At 42.2% G+C, this 19,614-nt stretch carries 21 protein-coding genes; 2 read left to right on the top strand and 19 right to left on the bottom strand.

What is annotated here, in order from left to right; all coding sequences use genetic code 11:
• Nucleotides 1-23 precede the first annotated feature (23 nt).
• The 7 genes from grpE to gpr form a co-directional block, all read right to left on the bottom strand.
• Nucleotides 24-620, bottom strand: coding sequence for a nucleotide exchange factor GrpE (gene grpE / locus E4U82_RS04440; RefSeq protein ID WP_135108868.1), 597 nt, complete (start codon nucleotides 618-620; stop codon nucleotides 24-26).
• A gap of 478 nt (nucleotides 621-1,098) precedes the next feature.
• A complete protein-coding gene (gene hrcA / locus E4U82_RS04435) occupies nucleotides 1,099-2,130 on the bottom strand; it encodes a heat-inducible transcriptional repressor HrcA (protein WP_135108867.1) in 1,032 nt (343 codons plus the stop codon).
• A 76-nt stretch (nucleotides 2,131-2,206) separates the two neighbouring features.
• The gene (gene hemW / locus E4U82_RS04430; protein ID WP_135108866.1) at nucleotides 2,207-3,367 is read right to left on the bottom strand and encodes a radical SAM family heme chaperone HemW; all 1,161 of its coding nucleotides are present in this window, start codon (nucleotides 3,365-3,367) and stop codon (nucleotides 2,207-2,209) included.
• Nucleotides 3,368-3,442: 75 nt separating this feature from the next.
• Nucleotides 3,443-5,248 (bottom strand): translation elongation factor 4, encoded by a 1,806-nt coding sequence (lepA, locus tag E4U82_RS04425; protein WP_135108865.1) that lies wholly within the window; start codon nucleotides 5,246-5,248, stop codon nucleotides 3,443-3,445.
• Between the two features lie 153 nt (nucleotides 5,249-5,401).
• Entirely contained in the window at nucleotides 5,402-5,713 is a 312-nt protein-coding gene (locus tag E4U82_RS04420; protein WP_135108864.1) for a hypothetical protein, read from the bottom strand.
• A gap of 11 nt (nucleotides 5,714-5,724) precedes the next feature.
• Nucleotides 5,725-6,906, bottom strand: coding sequence for a stage II sporulation protein P (spoIIP, locus tag E4U82_RS04415; RefSeq protein WP_135108863.1), 1,182 nt, complete (start codon nucleotides 6,904-6,906; stop codon nucleotides 5,725-5,727).
• Between the two features lie 112 nt (nucleotides 6,907-7,018).
• Nucleotides 7,019-8,116: a GPR endopeptidase gene (gene gpr, locus E4U82_RS04410; protein WP_135108862.1), complete on the bottom strand. Its 1,098-nt coding sequence runs from the start codon at nucleotides 8,114-8,116 to the stop codon at nucleotides 7,019-7,021.
• Nucleotides 8,117-8,574: 458 nt separating this feature from the next.
• Between gpr and rpsT the strand changes: the two genes are divergently transcribed.
• Complete coding sequence (rpsT, locus tag E4U82_RS04405; protein ID WP_135108861.1) at nucleotides 8,575-8,841, top strand: 30S ribosomal protein S20; 267 nt, start codon at nucleotides 8,575-8,577, stop codon at nucleotides 8,839-8,841.
• A 44-nt stretch (nucleotides 8,842-8,885) separates the two neighbouring features.
• Here the strand turns inward: rpsT and holA are convergent, their stop codons facing one another.
• Nucleotides 8,886-9,902: a DNA polymerase III subunit delta gene (gene holA, locus E4U82_RS04400; protein WP_135108860.1), complete on the bottom strand. Its 1,017-nt coding sequence runs from the start codon at nucleotides 9,900-9,902 to the stop codon at nucleotides 8,886-8,888.
• A gap of 308 nt (nucleotides 9,903-10,210) precedes the next feature.
• Between holA and E4U82_RS04395 the strand changes: the two genes are divergently transcribed.
• Nucleotides 10,211-10,345: a YqzM family protein gene (locus E4U82_RS04395; protein ID WP_135108859.1), complete on the top strand. Its 135-nt coding sequence runs from the start codon at nucleotides 10,211-10,213 to the stop codon at nucleotides 10,343-10,345.
• An 80-nt stretch (nucleotides 10,346-10,425) separates the two neighbouring features.
• Here E4U82_RS04395 and E4U82_RS04390 read toward each other — a convergent pair whose 3' ends face one another.
• The 11 genes from E4U82_RS04390 to E4U82_RS04340 all read right to left on the bottom strand — a co-directional run bounded on the left by E4U82_RS04390 (nucleotide 10,426) and on the right by E4U82_RS04340 (nucleotide 19,388).
• The gene (locus E4U82_RS04390; RefSeq protein WP_135108858.1) at nucleotides 10,426-12,702 is read right to left on the bottom strand and encodes a DNA internalization-related competence protein ComEC/Rec2; all 2,277 of its coding nucleotides are present in this window, start codon (nucleotides 12,700-12,702) and stop codon (nucleotides 10,426-10,428) included.
• Nucleotides 12,703-12,711: 9 nt separating this feature from the next.
• A complete protein-coding gene (locus E4U82_RS04385; RefSeq protein WP_135108857.1) occupies nucleotides 12,712-13,275 on the bottom strand; it encodes a ComE operon protein 2 in 564 nt (187 codons plus the stop codon).
• A gap of 68 nt (nucleotides 13,276-13,343) precedes the next feature.
• Entirely contained in the window at nucleotides 13,344-13,931 is a 588-nt protein-coding gene (locus tag E4U82_RS04380) for a helix-hairpin-helix domain-containing protein (protein WP_135108856.1), read from the bottom strand.
• Between the two features lie 120 nt (nucleotides 13,932-14,051).
• Nucleotides 14,052-14,804, bottom strand: a complete 753-nt coding sequence (locus E4U82_RS04375) for a class I SAM-dependent DNA methyltransferase (RefSeq protein ID WP_245183522.1) — start codon at nucleotides 14,802-14,804, stop codon at nucleotides 14,052-14,054.
• Nucleotides 14,805-14,806: 2 nt separating this feature from the next.
• Nucleotides 14,807-15,166, bottom strand: a complete 360-nt coding sequence (gene rsfS / locus E4U82_RS04370; RefSeq protein WP_135108854.1) for a ribosome silencing factor — start codon at nucleotides 15,164-15,166, stop codon at nucleotides 14,807-14,809.
• Nucleotides 15,159-15,743 (bottom strand): bis(5'-nucleosyl)-tetraphosphatase (symmetrical) YqeK, encoded by a 585-nt coding sequence (gene yqeK / locus E4U82_RS04365; protein WP_135108853.1) that lies wholly within the window; start codon nucleotides 15,741-15,743, stop codon nucleotides 15,159-15,161. The genes rsfS and yqeK overlap by 8 nt, the downstream gene beginning before the upstream one ends.
• A complete protein-coding gene (locus E4U82_RS04360; protein WP_135108852.1) occupies nucleotides 15,730-16,299 on the bottom strand; it encodes a nicotinate-nucleotide adenylyltransferase in 570 nt (189 codons plus the stop codon). Before E4U82_RS04360 ends, yqeK begins: the two co-directional genes overlap by 14 nt.
• Nucleotides 16,300-16,423: 124 nt before the next feature.
• The gene (gene yhbY / locus E4U82_RS04355) at nucleotides 16,424-16,714 is read right to left on the bottom strand and encodes a ribosome assembly RNA-binding protein YhbY (protein ID WP_135108851.1); all 291 of its coding nucleotides are present in this window, start codon (nucleotides 16,712-16,714) and stop codon (nucleotides 16,424-16,426) included.
• Between the two features lie 3 nt (nucleotides 16,715-16,717).
• Nucleotides 16,718-17,563: a shikimate dehydrogenase gene (gene aroE / locus E4U82_RS04350; RefSeq protein ID WP_135108850.1), complete on the bottom strand. Its 846-nt coding sequence runs from the start codon at nucleotides 17,561-17,563 to the stop codon at nucleotides 16,718-16,720.
• A 182-nt stretch (nucleotides 17,564-17,745) separates the two neighbouring features.
• The gene (yqeH, locus tag E4U82_RS04345) at nucleotides 17,746-18,846 is read right to left on the bottom strand and encodes a ribosome biogenesis GTPase YqeH (protein WP_135108849.1); all 1,101 of its coding nucleotides are present in this window, start codon (nucleotides 18,844-18,846) and stop codon (nucleotides 17,746-17,748) included.
• Nucleotides 18,847-18,848: 2 nt separating this feature from the next.
• Nucleotides 18,849-19,388 (bottom strand): YqeG family HAD IIIA-type phosphatase, encoded by a 540-nt coding sequence (locus E4U82_RS04340; RefSeq protein ID WP_135108848.1) that lies wholly within the window; start codon nucleotides 19,386-19,388, stop codon nucleotides 18,849-18,851.
• Between the last annotated feature and the right edge of the window lie 226 nt (nucleotides 19,389-19,614).

Raw genomic sequence — 19,614 nt, 5'->3', positions numbered from 1 at the left:
TTCCTCCTTCACTGCTCTTACAATTACTTATTAACCTTAACCATTGCCGGTCGTAAAATGCGGTCCTTAAGCATATAACCTTTTTGTAATTCTTCTATCACTGTGTCGGGTTCAGCGTTCTCATCTTCCTCTTGCATGACGGCATGGTGAATATTCGGATCAAATGGTTTGCCGACAGATTCTATTTCTTCCACACCCTGCGATTTCAGCGCATCCTTAATTTGGTTGTAAACCATTGATACACCATCAACAAAGCCTTTTGTTTCGTCGGTAACTTCAACTTGCATTGCCCGTTCAAAGTTATCAATTGCAGGCAATAATTCTGTAACCAGATTTTCTGCTTTGTACTTACGATCCGCTTCCTTTTCTTTTTGGGAACGTTTTTTGAAATTATCAAATTCTGCCTGAACACGCAACAAGCGCTGGTTCAAATTATCGTTTTCTTCTTTCAGCTCACTCAGTTCGGCTTGAAGCGGGTCTGTTTCAGCAGTTGAATCAGCTTGTTCTGGTTCGTTCTGATCATCTGCATCGATGACTTCAGTGATAACTTCTTCCTGTTCGTTCCGTTCTTCATCTTTTGAATCGTATTGGTTCGCTTTTTCTTGGTTTTGTTCTGCCATTCCTGCCACCTCCTCATATGAAATTGCCACGATAGAATATAACATGATTAATGCCTGAGATAAAGCGAAACTTCATTCAATGGGGTGTTTTTTTCCCATTTTGAATGTTAGTTGATCCGAATCGGGCGTTTACGGACAGTCAGCCGCCGTTCTTTGGCGAATTACTGTTCGTTACATGCGGGATAAAGTGAAACTTCATTCAACGGGGGTATTTCCCTCTCATTGAACAAGCCGGCCAAAGGCTAAGAACACCACGAGTTGTGGCATCGCCCTGTGACCTGCATCCTCCAAGCCCAAGCAGAATTGAGCGTTCACCGGAAGTTACACGCCAAAGTAAACAAATAAATATCCAAAACCATGGCTTTCCCAAGTCTTTGTTACACTTGTTCAGATAGAAGAATTTAAACTCTCCTATCGGTCAGCAAAACGATTAATAGGATCAGCTCCACCATTCCGATATACCCTGAAGAGACTTGCCTTATTCATTATTTTTATACCACATATATAAAACATCTGACATTTCAGTCGACAGGGTGTCAAGCAGCGCAATCACCTTTTTATATTCCATCCTGGTCGGTCCAAGTAATGCAATCGTACCCATCTGCTCTTCATTCATTTCATAAGTGGCTGTGATCAGACTGCATTCTTTGATAGCATCAACTTCATTCTCATGGCCAATTGAAACTTTAATACCGTCAGCTGCGCCTTTCAGTAAATTGGCGATTTCATCTTCTTTTTCAATCATGGAATAAAACGACCGGACTTTATCAATGTCATTGAACTCGGGCTGCATTAACAGATTTGATTTGCCCCCGAAATATAACTTAACAGGGTTTTCACTGAAAAACACAGCTTTCAGATAATCATAGGTCGTATCAAAATCTGTCACATATTTCGTCATCAGATTGATAATCTCCGTATTGAGCATTTCATGTAACTTAAATATCGGTACACCTCGTAACCGGTCATTTAAGATGTTAACCATTTTCTCAAGGTCTGATGCACGAATCGCTTCGGGAACGGAAAACGACCGATGTTCCACGTGGCCAGTGTTGGTAACCAGTATAGCCACGGCCGTATTCTCAGACAAGGACACAATTTGCAGCTGCTTTAACTTCGTCTCGAAAACTTCCGGACCCAGTATAATGGATGTATAGTTTGTGATCCGGGATAGTATTTCGGCGGAGCTTTGGACGATTTGTTCAAACTCAAACAGACCATCCTGCATGATGTTACGGATAATATGGATATTACCTGCTGTTTCCCTGGGTGAAACTAAATGATCGACATAATACCGGTACCCTCTCTCTGAAGGTATTCGGCCAGAGGAAGAGTGTGTTTTCTCAAGGTAACCCATATCTTCCAGGTCAGCCATTTCATTTCGTATGGTAGCCGAACTATACCTGACGTTATTTTTCTTAGCAATCGAACGGGAACCCACCGGTTGTGCCGTTTCGATGAAATCATCAATGATGACTTGCAGAATCAGCAATTGTCGTTCGGTTAACATGATGATCACCTCTGTTAGCACTCTGCCCTGCCGAGTGCTAATGCTAAATATAAATTATCAAATCCTATTTTTTTTGTCAACGAACAACACTCAGGTCACCATCTTCCAGTAAAAACTGCTCAAATACATCATTTCCAAAAAGAACACCCTGATCTGTCAGCCGCAACTGGTCACCATCTGTCATAAGCCAGCCCTTATCTGATAAATAGGAAATCACGTCTTGATATAACCGTTCATACGAAAAACCAAATTTTTCAAGAAACTGGTGTTTGCTGACCCCTTCCATTTTCCGTAAGCCAAGAAACATTTCCTCTTCAATCATTTCTTTCATCCCAATTTCCTCTGTGTTTAACACGGGATTTCCGTTTTCCAGTGCCTGTTTGACATATGCCGGCAATGGCCGCAAATTCCCCGTTCGTTTACCTGGCAAGTAACCATGAGCTCCTGCACCAAAGCCATAATAGTGCTCATTCTTCCAATAAACAAGATTATGCTGGCTTTCATAACCCGGTTTTGCAAAATTGCTGATTTCATACTGCTGCAGGCTATTGTTTCTCATCGATTCCTTCAAGATGTCATACATACGAACTTCATCTTCCTGTGGTGGACGATGCAATTTGCCTTTATTGTAACGCTGGTAAAAAACCGTTTTTGGCTCAATCTGCAAAGCATACGCAGAATAATGCGGCAGATTAAATGAAAGAGCTTCATCCAATGTACTCCTGAAATGCTCAACTGTCTGATTTGGCAATGCGTAAATCAAATCAATGCTAATGTTTTCCAAGCCATTTTGTTGCAACAACTCAATTGTCTTATAAACATCCTTTATTTGATGCAAACGGCCGAGTTCTTCAAGCATGGCATCATCGAACACCTGCACACCCAGCGAGACACGGCTCACACCAAAATGTTTGAGTAATTTTGCTTTCTCTTCATCAAAGTCACCGGGATTTGCTTCAATACTAAATTCGGAAGCACCGGCTATATCAAATTTAGCGTCAATCAATTGCATAAGCGAACGCAACTGCCCCAAATTCAATGCTGTTGGAGTCCCTCCACCGATAAAGATTGTGTTGACCCGATTCTTTTTACCGTCAATTTGTGTATTAATTTCATTTGCAAGTGCTTCAATGTATTCGGTTGCCAATTTTTCATTATAAAAAAACTTCGTGAAATCGCAATAATGACAGATTTGCTGACAAAATGGGATATGGATATATACAGACTGTGCTTTCATATGTTTCTCTCCTACACGCAGAAAAGGGATAACCCCTGCCGGACAGCAAAGATTTTCCCTGTTCCGTTAAATTAGTTAATCATCATTCATTTCGAGTACAGCCATAAACGCTTCCTGGGGCACCTCGACAGAGCCGACCATTTTCATGCGTTTTTTGCCTTCTTTTTGTTTCTCCAGCAGCTTCCGTTTACGGGAAATATCGCCACCGTAACATTTGGATAAAACATTCTTTTTCATAGCCTTGATTGTCGAACGGGCAATAATTTTATTCCCAATAGCCGCCTGAACCGGTACTTCAAATTGCTGTCTTGGAATAAGATCCTTAAGCTTATCGACAATATGTTTCCCACGCTCATAGGCAAAATCGCGGTGGACAATAAATGACAGTGCATCAATCGTGTCACCGTTCAGCAAGATGTCCATTTTCACGAGATTGGACGGTCTGTAGCCGATTAAATCATAGTCAAACGAGGCATACCCTTTCGTTTGTGACTTCAGCTGATCAAAGAAACTATAAACAATTTCAGACAGTGGAATATGATAGACGATATTAACCCGGACTTCATCAAGATATTTCATATCAGTAAACTGACCGCGTTTTTTCTGGGCGATTTCCATCACTGGTCCAACATAATCATTCGGCACCATAATGGTTGCTTCAACAAAAGGTTCCCGAACTTCGTTGACAAGCTGTGTATCTGGCATGGTGGAAGGATTATCCACTTCCACGACGTCTCCGTCTGTCTTCTCGACTTCATAAATGACGGATGGTGCCGTTGTGATTAAATTAATATTAAATTCCCGCTCGATACGTTCCTGGATAATTTCCATGTGCAATAATCCCAAAAATCCACACCGAAAACCAAATCCCAATGCTTGTGAACTTTCGGCTTCATATTGCAGAGAAGAATCATTAAGTTCCAGGCGTTCAAGTGCTTCACGGAGATCGTTATATTGACTGGCATCAACCGGAAACAGCCCGCAAAACACCATCGGATTCAGCCGTTTGTACCCTGGTAAAGGTGTCTCTGCCGGGTTATTGGTCAGTGTGATGGTATCCCCGACTCTTGTGTCCCCTACATTTTTAATCGAGGCAGTCAAAAAACCAACATCGCCAACAGTCAGTTCATCTTTAGGAATGGGGTTGGGTCTGAAAACCCCGATATCATTAACCTCAAATTTTTTCCCATTCGCCATTAATGTAATTTTATCCCCGACTTTGACAGAACCCGCTTTAATACAAATGTAAGTAATGACCCCACGATAGGGATCATATAATGAATCAAAAATAAGTGCTTTCAACGGTTCATCAGGTTCACCGGAGGGTGCTGGTATATCCGATACAACACGTTCCATGATCTCGTCAACACCGATGTCATCTTTTGCTGAAGCCAGGATAACTTCCTCCTTATCGATTCCGATGACATCTTCCAGCTCCTGAGCAACCCTGTCCGGATCGGCATTCGGCAGGTCAATTTTATTGATAACCGGAATGATTTCGAGATCATTATCCAGAGCGAGATAGACGTTAGCCAGTGTTTGCGCCTCGATGCCCTGGGCAGCATCCACTACTAAAACGGCGCCCTCACATGCCGCAAGACTTCTGGATACCTCATATGTAAAGTCGACATGACCTGGTGTATCGATTAAATGAAATAAATACTCTTCCTCATTCTTACTTTCATAATTCAACTGTACAGCATTCAGTTTGATGGTTATTCCGCGCTCACGCTCCAAATCCATCGCATCAAGGAATTGCTCTTTCATTTCACGCTGTGTCAAAGCTTTTGTTTTTTCAAGAATACGGTCTGCGAGCGTTGATTTCCCGTGATCGATATGAGCAATGATGGAAAAATTGCGTACATTCTCTTGTTTGATCATAAATGCAGTCCACTCCTACGTCGTCTCCTGCCGTGTCTTTCAATTAAAAGGCAGAATCGAGACATTCAATAACTAGGATTGATTATAGCAATTGCACTGCATACATTCAAGAATCAAGACGGAATTGACGGTGTCAATCGCTGGCTGCAGCAGTCAGAAAAAAGCTTGAGTAAGCTGATAGAGGGCGCCAACAATAAGTTCGTAAAATCGTTTAACACTGGATTCCAAAAATGATGCCGCCTTATACGTGAAGTGCTCAGGTGCTTCCGGGCTCATAACAACCTCTTTATCAGCCGGGTTCTCTTCACCTGAATTTATCTCTCTGACAATTTCCTGTTCTTCCTGCATAGCCATCTCATCGACTCTCTGATCACCAGTATTCTCCTGGCTGCTGCGATCCATTCCGACGATTAAACCTGTCAAAAAAAACACAGTTAACGACAATAATATTATAAGTGAGCGCATTGTTTCTCCTCCTATTGGCTCGTATTTACTTTCTCGGCATCCCAGTAATAATCACTAAACACTTCTGCAACCGCATCCGCAGATCGATATAATTCATCCAGGTTATTACCGACGCCGCCAAATTCGATTAACATGGCATTCGGCGATAAATCCTGATTATAAACGCCATTGCTTCCTGCACCTTTTTTGGTAATGACTCCCCTGCTAAGACCCGGGTAACGCTCTTCAACAAGCTTATGAAGTTCATTGGCAATTTCAAGGTTTTTTTCATATCCTTCATATTTGGCACCAACAACGAACATAATCCGGGCATAATTTTTCCCATCAATTTCCTTTGTGGTTTTATTTTTCGGACTTGCATCACGATGCAAATCAAATGAATATTGAAAATCGTTATTACCGGCAAATGCTTCCTGTACCACTTCTCTGGAGGCTTTGTAGGATTGGTAATATTCCCAACCCTTTTCATTTAAAATATCCATGATGTCCGTATCGTCAACCTGTGCCCCGATACCATCTGCCTCAAGCGCTTTTGCAAATCTGTCACTGACTTTCGTAATATTAACGTCACTATGCTGGGCTTCATCCGGATCATTCGTATCGGGCAAATGCGGCAAAAATGATTCACGGCTATGGGTATTATAAATATAGACAACATCGCGATTGCCCGTATTCTGTTTATCCTCTTCCTGCTGTTCTTTTTCTGGTTCCCCCTCTGGTTCGGGCTTATCAACAATTGCTTCTCTATCTTTTAAAACAGCTTCAAGCGGAGGGGCAGATTCAACAGGCAAGTTTGTGTAATCAGTCCCTTCACCGGCTATAATGATTTCATTTTGAAACGTTAAAAAGCCCGGCAGTTCTTGTCCCAATAAACTTCTGGTATCACTTGGCCTGATATTGGTCGTCATTTCAAACAAAAAATTGGATATTTCCGGCCATTCCTGGTTATTTGGATAGGCTCCCAGGAAAGCCCGATTTTCCATTCCCATCAGATATAGAAAAGTTGAACTATTTAAATCACTTGTCCAGTTGGTAAGCGTATTGGAGGAAAACCGGTAGGCCGGAGAGACCGTCGCCAGGAATCCGGCTAATATGAATAAAACAGCTACACAAATGATATAAATACCACTCTTTTTGTAAAAATGACGTAGTAGCTTCCTGGTTTTTGGGCTGCGATGACCTTTAAGATACATGGTTCCACTCCTCTGAAGTATTTCCGGATATTAGAATCTATGAAATAGCTTCAGTTGCTAGAACCAGTTCTTTTAAATAATTGAAATATGGTAGAGTTCATAGCGCTTTAGGTTAGCGCGTGTAGGATGCAAAATTTTCCACTGTTACTTTTTCATGCAAAGCCGCATTTAATCCGTTTGCTATCACGGTTGCCATATCTTTCATGAATCCATCGACTTCTTTTGGGGTAACCATTAAATTATGACCGATCGGTGTCAAAACTTCCTGGATTAATGATTTCTTTTCTTCTTCTGATAATGTTCCGACGATTCCAAGAAACGTTTTGCGCTTTTCTTCGTCTGGCAAGTCCTCTTCCGAAAATTCCTTATCGCCAAAAGATAACCCGGCAGGTGTCAATGATTTGGACGGTTTATCCTTTTCACGCAACTCTCTGCCGAAATGTTTCAGCATAAAATCGATCGTATCGCTTGTAATCGTTACAGCATCCACAACGGTGGGACATCCGACGGCGAATACGGGCACCCCGATTGTTTCCTCGCTCAATTCTTTCCGTTTGTTTCCCACACCCGAACCGGGATGGATCCCTGCATCGGATATCTGGATGGTTTCATTGACACGCTCGACCGATCTGGATGCAAGTGCATCAATGGCAATCACGAAATCAGGGTTGAACTTTTCGACTATCCCAAAGATAATATTGCTCGTTTCCATACCGGTCACACCCATGACACCCGGCGTGACTGCCGCCACCGGACGATATCCTTCTGAGACGGATTCATGCTCCATTTGGAATAGATGGCTTGTCACAAGCACTTTCTCAACGGACATTGGTCCCAGTGCATCTGGCGTCACATTCCAATTGCCGAGTCCGACGATTAATCCGGTGCCATCTGAAGGAACGTTATTTTTCTCGAGTAATTGTTCAAGTTCCTTTCCAAAGATCTTAGCAGCATTCTCCTGTTTCCCGGTATCCTGTTTTTTGACTCCGTCAGCGTAAATCGTGATATAGGAACCCTTCTTTTTACCAAGCCGCTTTTCTCCTTCAGCATTAATATCAACATAGGTTACTGCAATGTCACCTTCTTTTTTTTCTTTAATGGTCACACCTTTAACATCCTGTTTTTGCTCTTCTTCTTTTTCAACATACATATCTTTGGCTTCGACTGCCAGATCTGTCCGGACTTCGTAATGCTGATTCTTATCTTCCAAAGCGCATCCTCCTGACTTACGGGTTTTAATTGTAGGCTACACGATTATCGCTCAAATCATACCAGAGGATGTTCAAAAAGTCCGGTGAAAATGACATATCGGCAGGAGATCTTCTGCTAAAAGCGCCCACGTCAATCACCAACGCAGGAGTCACCACGATGCGTGAGAAGCTCGTTGGCTTGTTTTGCGCTACTCATGTATCTCAATGCATACATTCTGCCCGCCAAAACTACGCCGCCTCGAACTTCGACACACAGGACGTGTTAATATCGGCGTTGCGATTGTCGTCGCGGGTTTAGCCGATGATGACGGTCTTTTATATCCTCCTTTTTGAACACCACTACCAGGAGGACCAAAGTTATTGAAAAGATGCCGTTCATCTGGTAAAATTATTTCTGCTGTACGTGATAAAAAAAGCAGTCTACCTAAATAAATCGTACTGTCCGGGAGGTGACATAATGGCAAATATTAAATCAGCTATTAAACGTGTTGATGTCAACAGAAAAAAACGCGCACAAAATACGAACTTCAAGTCAGATATGCGCACCCAAGTCAAACATATAGAAAAACTGATTGAAGCAAACGATGTGGAGCAAGCAAAATCGGCTCTGCCAACCACATTCAAAAAGATCGATAAAGCTGTTCAGAAAGGCGGCGTCCATAAAAACAATGGCAACCGCCAGAAATCACGTTTAACGAAAAAGATAAATGAACTGAGTGCCTAAGAAAAAAACGATCCTGTATAAGGGTCGTTTTTTGTATATGAATGCTATTTGGTTAGCTCATGCAATAACAGTTCAAAAGCCAGTTCTTTCTCCATTTTTCCCTGCTTTATAGCTGTATCTGTCCGGGTTAATTTGTCAATGATGGTTTCCAGTCGACCGGTCGGGAATTGTCTTTCCCTTTGGCTTGCCATCTTAATGACATATGGATGGGCTCCGATTTGTTTTTGCATCCGGGATTGACTGTATCCTTTTTGATTCAGCAGCTTTACACGCAAAATCGTACGAAACTGAAACGCAAGCAAGGCAATCAGTCCAATTGGCTCTTCTTTCATTTTTTCAAGATCCTTATAAATCGAAATGGCTTTGTGCAGATCATGGTCAATCACGGCATCAACTAAACGTAACGATGAATTGGTTTCGGTGTGGGAAACCAGACTTTCCGCAATTTCTTTCGTGACAACACCGTTTTTGCCGACATACAAGGCCAGTTTTGTCAACTCATTTTTTACCTGGTGCAAATTGGTCGACAGTTCCGATTCAAGCATATCATAAACATCGTCCTCAATTGTTATCTGCATGCTTCCGGCAAGGTTTGTGATCCAATTCTTCAGTTCATAGCCCTTAATCGGATTGCATTCAGCGACCACGCTATGCTGCTTTAAAATTTTGCTTATTTTTTTACGCTCATCAATTTTTTCATATGGCGCTGTAAACACAATAACTGTATAATCAACAGGCTGTTTCAAATACTGTATGACCGTCTCCAGATCATGCTCAAACGACAATTTATCTGGTTTTGCCTTTAAAAACGAGGGGTTATTGGCGTAAATCAGTTTTTTTCCGCCAAAAAAGGGATATGTCTCTGCATCTGTGATTACTTCCTGTACAGGTGTCATGGCCAGATCGTAGACAGACAAATTTTCATCTGTCTCACCCTCCAATACCGCTTCTTCCACATGTTTTATGATATTCTGAATAAAATAGGATTCCGTTCCATATAATAAATATACTGGTGCAATCTGTTTTTGTTTTACCTGCTTCAATACCTCCGCATACGTCATACGATTCACTCCAATTATACGATATAGTTAAGCGTAAAACGTAATCAGCGGATTCGCAAGTTATTTTATATGAAGTAGAGGGAAATGGGTAGCTTCATTTCCCTCCGAATTTATATAAACGTTTAAAACCCAGCCCTAGGAACTAAATTTTAAACGATGTTTTGTAATTATAGCGTAACCTCTATAGCCAAAAGTATAGCTGTTAACTCTTTCTAAAAATGGTGGTCCTTCATTTAAAACGTTTGAAGTCAAAAGTGGATTTTTTTATGTATTTATTTTATACTTGGAACTGTATAGGAGGGGTAAACGTGAACGAATTTGAACAGGACGTACAGTCAAAAAATAACGATGTTGTTGATTCCATTAAGGGATTTGCTTTTTCGTTTATTTTCTTTGTACTGATTTTTGCCATTGGTACTGTTGTCAATGTTGTTGCTTCCTGATTGTGAACGCCACATACTTATACTTTAAAAGAGACTGCGCCCACGGGCGAAGCAGTCTCTTTTTCATATGTCAATACAGCTTATGGGAGGAACGTTGAAAATGTTCCTTCCGATTCGCTGAAATGATATTGAATGGCCCCGTTCTGATCCGTTCTGATGATGCTGATATTTGCTTCCTTCAGTGCATTCATCACACTCGCATGAGGGTGCCCGTACGTATTATTCTCGCCTACCGAAATGAGGCCATATATCGGCTGGAGCTTTTGCAGAAACACGGGGTCGGTGGATGTTTTGCTTCCATGATGCGCGACCTTCAATACATCCGCATGCAATTCAGGATATCTGTTTAATAACTCCCGTTCCGTGTCACTGTCAATATCTCCGGTAAACAGCCAGGATTTCCCCCCTATTGCTGTATATAAAACGAGCGAATTCTCATTGGCGGACTGTTTATCACGTATCGGTCCCAATACATAGAATGTCTGTCCCCCAATTGTTACTGCCTCTTCTTGAGAAGCCCGGATAACTTCTGTTCCAATGTCCGCTAACACTTCAGTCACATTTTCAGAAAATGCGTAGTACTGACTGACAACGACATTGTCAACCATCCCGCTTTCTGCCATATATTGCAGGCTCCCCATGTGATCTGTGTCTGCATGCGAAATAAAAGTTGTATCAACCTTGCTGATCCCTCTCGAATATAAATAGGGCTGGATGACCTGTTTAAAAATATTATCACTTGGCTCGTCACTGTCGAACGCTACTTTTGCTCCAGCATCAATGAAGATGACACCTTTCCGGTATGGCAGCTCAATAACAATCGCATCACCCTGACCGATATCAAGCATTGTTACATGTCCTGTCGGTGAAAAATAAGGTTTAATAACGATAATGATCAGCAATGCTGTCAAATAACATCCGAGCTTAAAAGCCTGTTTCTGTTGTTTACGTTCCAACTTTTCCATCAAGATTAAAAACAGCACATAATACACGATGGCAGCTGCTAACGGAAACGACCCAATCACCAGTGGATAATACAGGGTCTGATCAATGAATTGGATGAATACCATAAAAACCTCATGAATATGAACAAATAACCGGTCAATATATGAAATCAGAAAACCTGCCATCGGGGCAAGTAACAACATGAAGAACATTAATGGTATAACAAACATGGTGAAATAAGGAACAATGATCAGGTTTAATAAAATGGAGAGTGGTTGAAATGTATAAAAGTATTCCACTTGAAGCGGTAAAATGATCATTTGTGAAACGAAACTGATCTTAAGAATGGAGAAAAAAGAGATGGATGTTTGCGACAGCCAGTTTTTGGACAGAAGCAGCCCCAGTGTTACGCTAAACGATAGTTGGAACCCGATATGATACAACATATAAGGATCCAGCAGTGTCAGCATTATAAACACGATGCTGAGTACGTCTGTCACACTAAATTTCCAATTCATTTTGTTTGCCAGCATGAACAAAAGAACCATAGCGCTCGCTCTTAAGACAGACGGCTCTCCACCGGCAATCAGTGCGTAAAACGGCAGAAAGAAGATCATTACCCATTGAGCTTTTTCTTTGGTGAGTATATTCATTTTAACAAGCAGAAAGTAGAACAATCCGACAAGCAGGCCGACATGCAATCCGGAGATAGCCAATATATGAGACAGGTTCCACCGCTGAAACAATTCAGTTGTTTCCTCATCAATTTGTGCGTCATCCCCGAGTACAAGCGCATTCAACCAGGCAGCTGTTTCGGGACTAATCTCATCTTGCACAAATTGGATCAACCTGCTACGGAGCTGATAAATGTTATTCAAAAACGATGAGCCACTGCAGTCAAGGCTTTCCAATGAATCAACTGTGATCTGGTAAGTGATGCCTTGACCGAGCAAATATTTCTGATAATCGAACTGTCCCGGGTTCCGACCTTCTTCTGGCAATTCCGGCTGACCATAAATCGTGCATGAAGCACCATGTTTTAAATCATGATCCCCGTCCTGATCATCCTTAAAATAGACAATAAGCCATTTACGATCAGATTCTTCATCTTTCAATTCAAAACCAATCCTTGCTTCTGATTCGGATATCGGGCTTGTGATTTGACCTGTAAACGTTGATTGGTGTGATGTGAACGCCTCGTCTTCCTGGGGTACTTCCAGTTCGGGGATATAGGTGTAAGCGAATATGGAGCAGGTCAAGGAAATGAGAATGGCTATCTTCCCTAACCTTTGATCATAATACAAGTACAATAGCCAGAGGAAGAACACCGCCAGAAACCAAATGTTTTCAAATATAACCGCCAAAAAACTGACAGCAATCCCTAACGCGGGGACATGCCAATAACCCTTCATATTTGCACCTTAAAGTTCAAACAGTGATTCCGCATCTGCTTTTAAGGCATAATATTTTTTTGGATCATTTGTCTGTGATTTCAATTCTTCCAGGAGTTCGCGGATATATTTCTCTTTTTCCCGGTAGTGATCATCAACAGCCAACTCGGTTAGTGCCACTTGTTTGGTTTCAATCCCCGCCTCCGCAAACAGCTCAACCGCATATGGATGGTTTTTATAATCCTCAGCATAGTAAAGTGTTTTGATGCCTGCTTGGATAATTTGCTTGCAGCATTGCAGGCAAGGAAAATGGGTCACATAAATTTCAGCCCCTTCAGTCGGAACGCCGAACTTAGCACACTGTAACAGGGCGTTAGCTTCCGCATGGACCGTCCGGACACAATGCCCGTCAATCACATAGCATCCCTCATCGATACAGTGGACACCACCGGAAACACTGCCGTTATACCCGCCTGCAATGATCCGTTTGTCACGGACGATAGTCGCCCCCACCATCAGCCTTGTACACGTGCTGCGAAGCGCCAGCAAACGGCTTTGCGCCATAAAATACTGATTCCATGAGATTCGTTCCATATTGTATAACCACCTTTATCAATCTATTTTTTAGTTTACATTCAGCCTGCAAATTTCGTCAACAAATGCTAGGGGACTTGTATTTCATCTTCAAGGGATTCAAGCGTCTTTTCACCAATACCTGATACCCCCAGCAAATCTTCTGCGGTTTTAAAAATGCCATTTTCATCACGGTATTGAATGATAGCAGCTGCTTTGGACGGACCAATCCCATTAAGACTTTCAATTTCCTCCTGTGTTGCGTCGTTAATCCGTATCTTGTCATGGCTACTGCCTCCAGGAGTAGAAGCCGATCCCTGCTCACCGGATTTTGGGATCTTAATCACCATTTCGTCCTGTACTTTCTGTGCCAGATTAACCATTGATTGGTCGGCATCCTTTGTGAATCCGCCGGCCATTTCAATGACATCATTCACACGTGATCCGGATGCAATTTCATATACACCCGGCTGTGTTATTTCTCCTTTCACATCCACCATCACTTCTGCATCTGCAGCAGATTGCTCCGCTTCAGCTTCACTGGCTGGCACTGAAGATTCTTCAGGCACAGGATTTGATGGGTGGGCATTATCACCATCATGATTCAGCAATAAAAAAGCACCAACCACAACAACAATTCCAATCGGGAAAACATATTTTTTGAAGGGTTCAAACAATTTGAGGCCACATCCTTTTGGAGAAAATGGGAGGTAAAAGCAAAAATCGAGAGAGTCTATTATTACTATTCGACAAATGTATTCAAAATCCTCCTAAAAAATTAAAACGATCGGAAGAAATTAGTCCGATCGTTTAACAGCCGTTATAAAAATCCGTTCTGCCTGTTCATCTATAGGACGTTCTCCCAGTGAAAAGTCACCTGATACATCTTTCATGTCAAATCCAGCATCATGCAATAATCGTTTGTAAAAATCAACAGAAAATGTCCGCTGATGATGCCATTCATCAAAGCGGGAATAGTGATCATCATTCTTGACGAAAAATGTTAGATCATGGTGCATATCTCCCGAGGTTTCCCCCTCCAAACAAAACCAGACGTAAGAAACAGGATCACCGACTTCAGCAAATGTCTGACCCGTCAGATTATTTTCAACATGGTAAAGCGAGTGGACATCAAAAATAAACAGACCACCTGGCTTTAATGCACTGGCAACATTTGCGAACACCGTACGGAGCGTTTCCGGTTCTGTTATGTAATTCAACACATCACAATAGCTGATTGCCATATCCTGATTTTTAATACCTGTCAATGTGCGCAAATCCTGCTGCACCCATTGAACGGGGGTGTTTTCTGCACTTGCTCGCTGTTCTGCCATACTCAACATGTCACTGGAATCATCCACACCAATCATCCGATAGCCAGCCCGAGCCAGCCGCGCCGTAATCTGCCCGGTACCGCAGCCAAGATCTATAATTGATGCAATTGTCGTTCCGGTTTGCTGAATCATTTGTTCCGTAAATAACGCCCATTTATCGTATGGTGCATCCTCCATCAGCAGATCGTAGTAGTAGGCCATTTGATGATAAGCCATCGTCATGACCTGTTACCGGCAATATGCAGATCAACTCTTGATGCATCGCCCCATAACCGTTCCAGATTGTAATAATTTCGTTCATCTTTATGAAAAATATGACAGACAATGTCATTCAAATCAACCAAAATCCAGCGTGCCTGTTCAAAGCCTTCCATTCGTTTGACATGGATATCCGTTTCATCCATCGATTCTTTAATCGCTCTGGCAATTGCCTGTACCTGACGTTCGTTGCTGCCGTGACAAATCAGAAAATAATCGGCCATTAACGAAACATCCTGCATATTCAGAGCAACAATATCTTCAGCTTGTTTATCGTCACAAGCTTTTGCAACCACTTCAATGACTTCCTTATTATCCATGAATTCCATGACCTCCATTCAAACGCATTGTTAGATCATTGTACGCAAAAAACGTATCAGGGTAAATAGTCCCCTGTTTGCCGGCAAGGAACTGAATCGTATTGCTTAACGCCATCTGCGCAGCACTATTCAAGTCTGTCTTTGCTGTTTCCCTTACATCCTTTACACCTGGAAAAGATCGTCCAGGTTCAATATAATCGGCAATAAACAAGATTGTCTCAAACTGATTCATGCCCGCTCTTCCGGTCGTATGGTACCGAATAGCATTCTTCACATTAACGTCCGTTATCCCATGTTCGCTTGCTATAATCACTGACGCAACGGGGCCATGCCATAATTCATGGTGATATAAAAGTAAGTCCTGCGGTAAGTCACTTTCTTTAATGATCTGTCTCATGTCCTCTAACGGAAAATACTTAGCGTAATCATGCAATATCGCAGCCAGTTCCATTTGATCAGCCGACTCCTTGTATTTTTCCGCTAATGCTACAGCCGTGTCAGCCACCCGTAATGTGTGATCGAATCTTTCCTGTTTCAGGTGTGGCCTGACAACATCGATTGCTTCATCCTTCTTCATATAAATGATTCTCCTTTATATAAGTCTCCACACCAGATGGCACCATATATTTCACCGGTTGATGGTCGGACGTGCGCTGTCTTATTTCTGTGGACGAAAGTTCAATCAACGGAACCTCCACTTCCATGACTGGATAGTCTGTTTGAAGCTCATACCCTTTTCGATTAACGCCAACAAATGTCACCAGTTTAACCAGTTCATCTATATCCTTCCAATGTGGCAAATACTCGACCATATCTGCCCCAATAATAAAATAAAAGTGAGCATCCGGGTTCTCATCATGCAGCAGCTTCATTGTATCAAATGTGTAGGACTTCCCTAAACGATTAACCTCAATGGTATGAATGCTGAAATAAGAGTTCCCCGCAATTGCTCTTTCCACCATTTCGACACGGTCAGATGAATCGACGAAAGCCTTGTGTTTATGCGGTGGCTCATATGAAGGCATAAACCAGACTTCATCGAGGTCCAGCGCCCCGCGCACACCTTCAGCTATGATTAAATGTCCAATATGCGGCGGATCAAAAGTGCCGCCTAATATTCCGATATGTCGCATGTATCAAGCTCCTTTATGAGTTGCCAAAAAGTCCGGCGAAAAAGGGCATACCGCATTTGGTGCCCTCTGTTAAAACCGTTCACGATGCCCTCCCGCCCCTTTATGCTTTTTTCAAACACGCTTGTTATGGAAGATGAATCTGTTTGTTTTCTTGTGAAGCTTTATAAAGGACGATATTGTTACCGATAATCTGAACAATTTCCGCCCCAGCTTCTAAACCTAGTTTTTCAGCTGCAGTATTTTTTTCCTCGGGACTGTTCTGCAGAATACTCACTTTTATCAATTCACGTTTTTCCAGCGCCTCTCCGATTTGTTTGACCATATTATCATTGACCCCTGTTTTACCTACCTGAAAAATCGGCTTTAAATGATGCGCTTCGGACCGCAAAAACCGTTTTTGTTTTCCTGTCAGCATGGTTTAACTCCCTTCCAATTTACGTTTTAGTTGCTCGTCCATATCATCAACCGGTACTTGTTTAGACGTCCAAAGTTCAAATGCAGTTCGTGCCTGATACAGAAGCATTGTATGACCATAGTGTATCGAAGCACCCTTTTGACTTGCCTGATGCAGAAACTCAGTGTTAAGTGGCTGGTATACGATATCACTGACGATACTGTCTTCATGCAGCTGTTCCAATGAGATAATCGTGTCCGTAACATTCGGTTTCATCCCGATGTTTGTCGTCTGGACAATCAAGTCGTATTGTGCCAGTCTGTTTTCGGCTTCCTGCAGTGTTATGACAGATGTATGGGTATTGGTTCGGGCTAACGCCGCAATGGCTTCGGCACTTGATTGTGTCCGATTGGCAATATCAATCCGGGTAAAGCCCTCTTTCATCAAACCATAAAATATGCCGCGGGCAGCACCACCGGCACCGATTAATAATATGCTGGACGTTGTATTTTGAAAAATGGACGGATAATGATGCTTTAAACCAGTTGTATAGCCAATCCAATCTGTATTACAGCCGATCCACTTCCCGTTTCTCTGCACAGCCGTATTAACCGCCCCGATAGCCCGCGCATCCTCATCCAAATCATCAAGGCAATCGATTATCCGCTTTTTATATGGGACTGTCACATTAAATCCATCGAGCTGCTCGTTTTTTACCCTGCTGATTTCTTTTTCAAACGGCCTGTCCGGGGCTATTTCAAAAAGGCAATAGTCCCCTTCCAGACCAGCCTGTTTAAGAAACTGCTGATGAATCCAAGGTGACAGTGATTGTTGGATGGGAAAGCCGATAAGACCTAATCGGTAATTCATAGAAATCCTCCTATATAAGGTTGTTCAAAAAGTCCGCTAAAAATGACACGTCGAATTTCATCGTTGCTTGTTTCTCCGCTGCCTCGAACTTTGACGCGATTGTCGTGCTAATATCGGCGTTGCGATTGTCGTCGCGAGCTTAGCCAATGACGGTCCTTTTTATCCTCCTCTTTGAACACGAACTATATAAATGATTGTCTTAATGAAACCTTGACGTTTTTTGGACTGTATGCTGCAACCGTCATATCACCATCGGGGATCGTGACCCAGCCCAATCCAGGGAACACGATATCCGTTTTTCCACGCTCAATCCGAAACGTCTGTGCAGTCAAATCTGGTATCATGTTAAGGGTTTCATCGTCGGGAGGTGATAAAAGCCCGCCCCTGTGCTCTCTAAGTAAATTGTCAGCATTTTTTAGTTTCGTTCGGTGAATGGTCAATTGATTTGAAAAATAACATATAAATGATTGCCTATCCCCTTTCACGAAATCCAGACGCGCGAGTCCCCCAAAGTAAAGCGCCTGCTGATTATTCAACTGATACACCCGCGGCTTGACTTCCTTCTTTGGTGTAATGATTTTTAGATCGTTGTCAGAGATATCGTGTGTTATCTGCTGGTTATTAACAATTCCCGGTGTATCAATTAATGCCGTATGCTCATCCAATGGTACTTCGATAAACCCTAATGTTGTCCCCGGAAAATACGAGGTTGTTATCACCTCCGTTGTCCCGGTTGTTTGTTGGATCAGCTTATTAATGAATGTAGATTTACCGACATTTGCGGTTCCGACGATATAAACATCCTGCTGGTTACGTTTCGTCTCAATGGCTTCTGTCAAATCAGTCAAGCCATGACCTTTTACCGACGAAATCAGATAAACACCTTCCACAGAAACCCCCGCCTCTTTGGCTGCTGTCCGAAGCCATTTGATCAGTTTATTGCGGTTTGTCGATTTCGGCAATAAGTCCATTTTGTTCGCTGCTAAAATAACTGATTTATTGCCTACAATCCGTGGAAGACCTTTGATCATTGTCCCGTCTACATTAAAAATGTCAACCAGATGGACGACAAGACCTTTTTTATTCCGGATTTGACTAACCATCGTGAGGAAATCATCATCAGTTATGGACACATCCTGAATGTCATTATAATGCTTTAACCGAAAGCACCGTTTACACAGGATGGTGTCTCTGTCGAGTGTTGATTCGGGTGTGTAACCAGCCTTATCCGGATCAGACGTTTGAATAAATGCGCCGCAGCCCTGGCATTTTACATCTTCCATTTTTATTCCTCCCAGCTTATCTTTCCCTTATTACGCATGTAACTTAAAATCCGCCGTTCGATTCTCCGGTTAAACCGGGTAACTTTTCCATCCGTTTGAACGATGGGCACAACCAATATGGTACGAAAACCCGCCGAATTGCCCCCAAGCACATCCGTCAAAATCTGGTCACCGATCACAACAATGTCATCTTTATTTATTTGCATTTCCTTGGCAGCGCTTTTGAACGCCCGGCTCAAAGGTTTTCTGGCACTGAACACAAACGGCGTATCAAGCGGTTCGGAAAAGATCTTCACCCGTTCCCGTTTATTATTGGATATAATGGTTATTTTTATATTATGGGCCTTCATCTGTTTAAACCACTCGATAATTTCTGGTGTGGCATCCGCAACATCCCAAGCTACAAGTGTATTATCCAGATCCGTAATAATCCCTTTAATTCCTTTTTTTTGCAATGATTCGGGTTTAATATCAAAAATACTCTTCACATGTTCATTTGGTAAAAAGAGTTTCAACAACCGTGACACCTCTACTACTGCAATTGTATTTTTTCTTATGTAAAACGTTCACCCAATCCTGTCCCTGAAACACCATGTAACAGATATTCATTATAACGCAATCCTATACCACCTTTCCATCATATGAAAGAAATATCCCATAAGAAATAAAAGCAAATATGCCAGGAAACGTTCGACAATTTCTTTCATTATTCGATATGTGGATAACTTTATTCACAAAATCCACACTGTAATATCAACATTTTTCGCT

The sequence above is a fragment of the Lentibacillus salicampi genome, assembly GCF_004565465.1.
In the GTDB taxonomy this organism is placed as follows: domain Bacteria; phylum Bacillota; class Bacilli; order Bacillales; family Amphibacillaceae; genus Lentibacillus; species Lentibacillus salicampi.
Note: the sequence above shows the minus strand (reverse complement) of the source record. Positions and strands in the feature narration are given on the sequence as shown.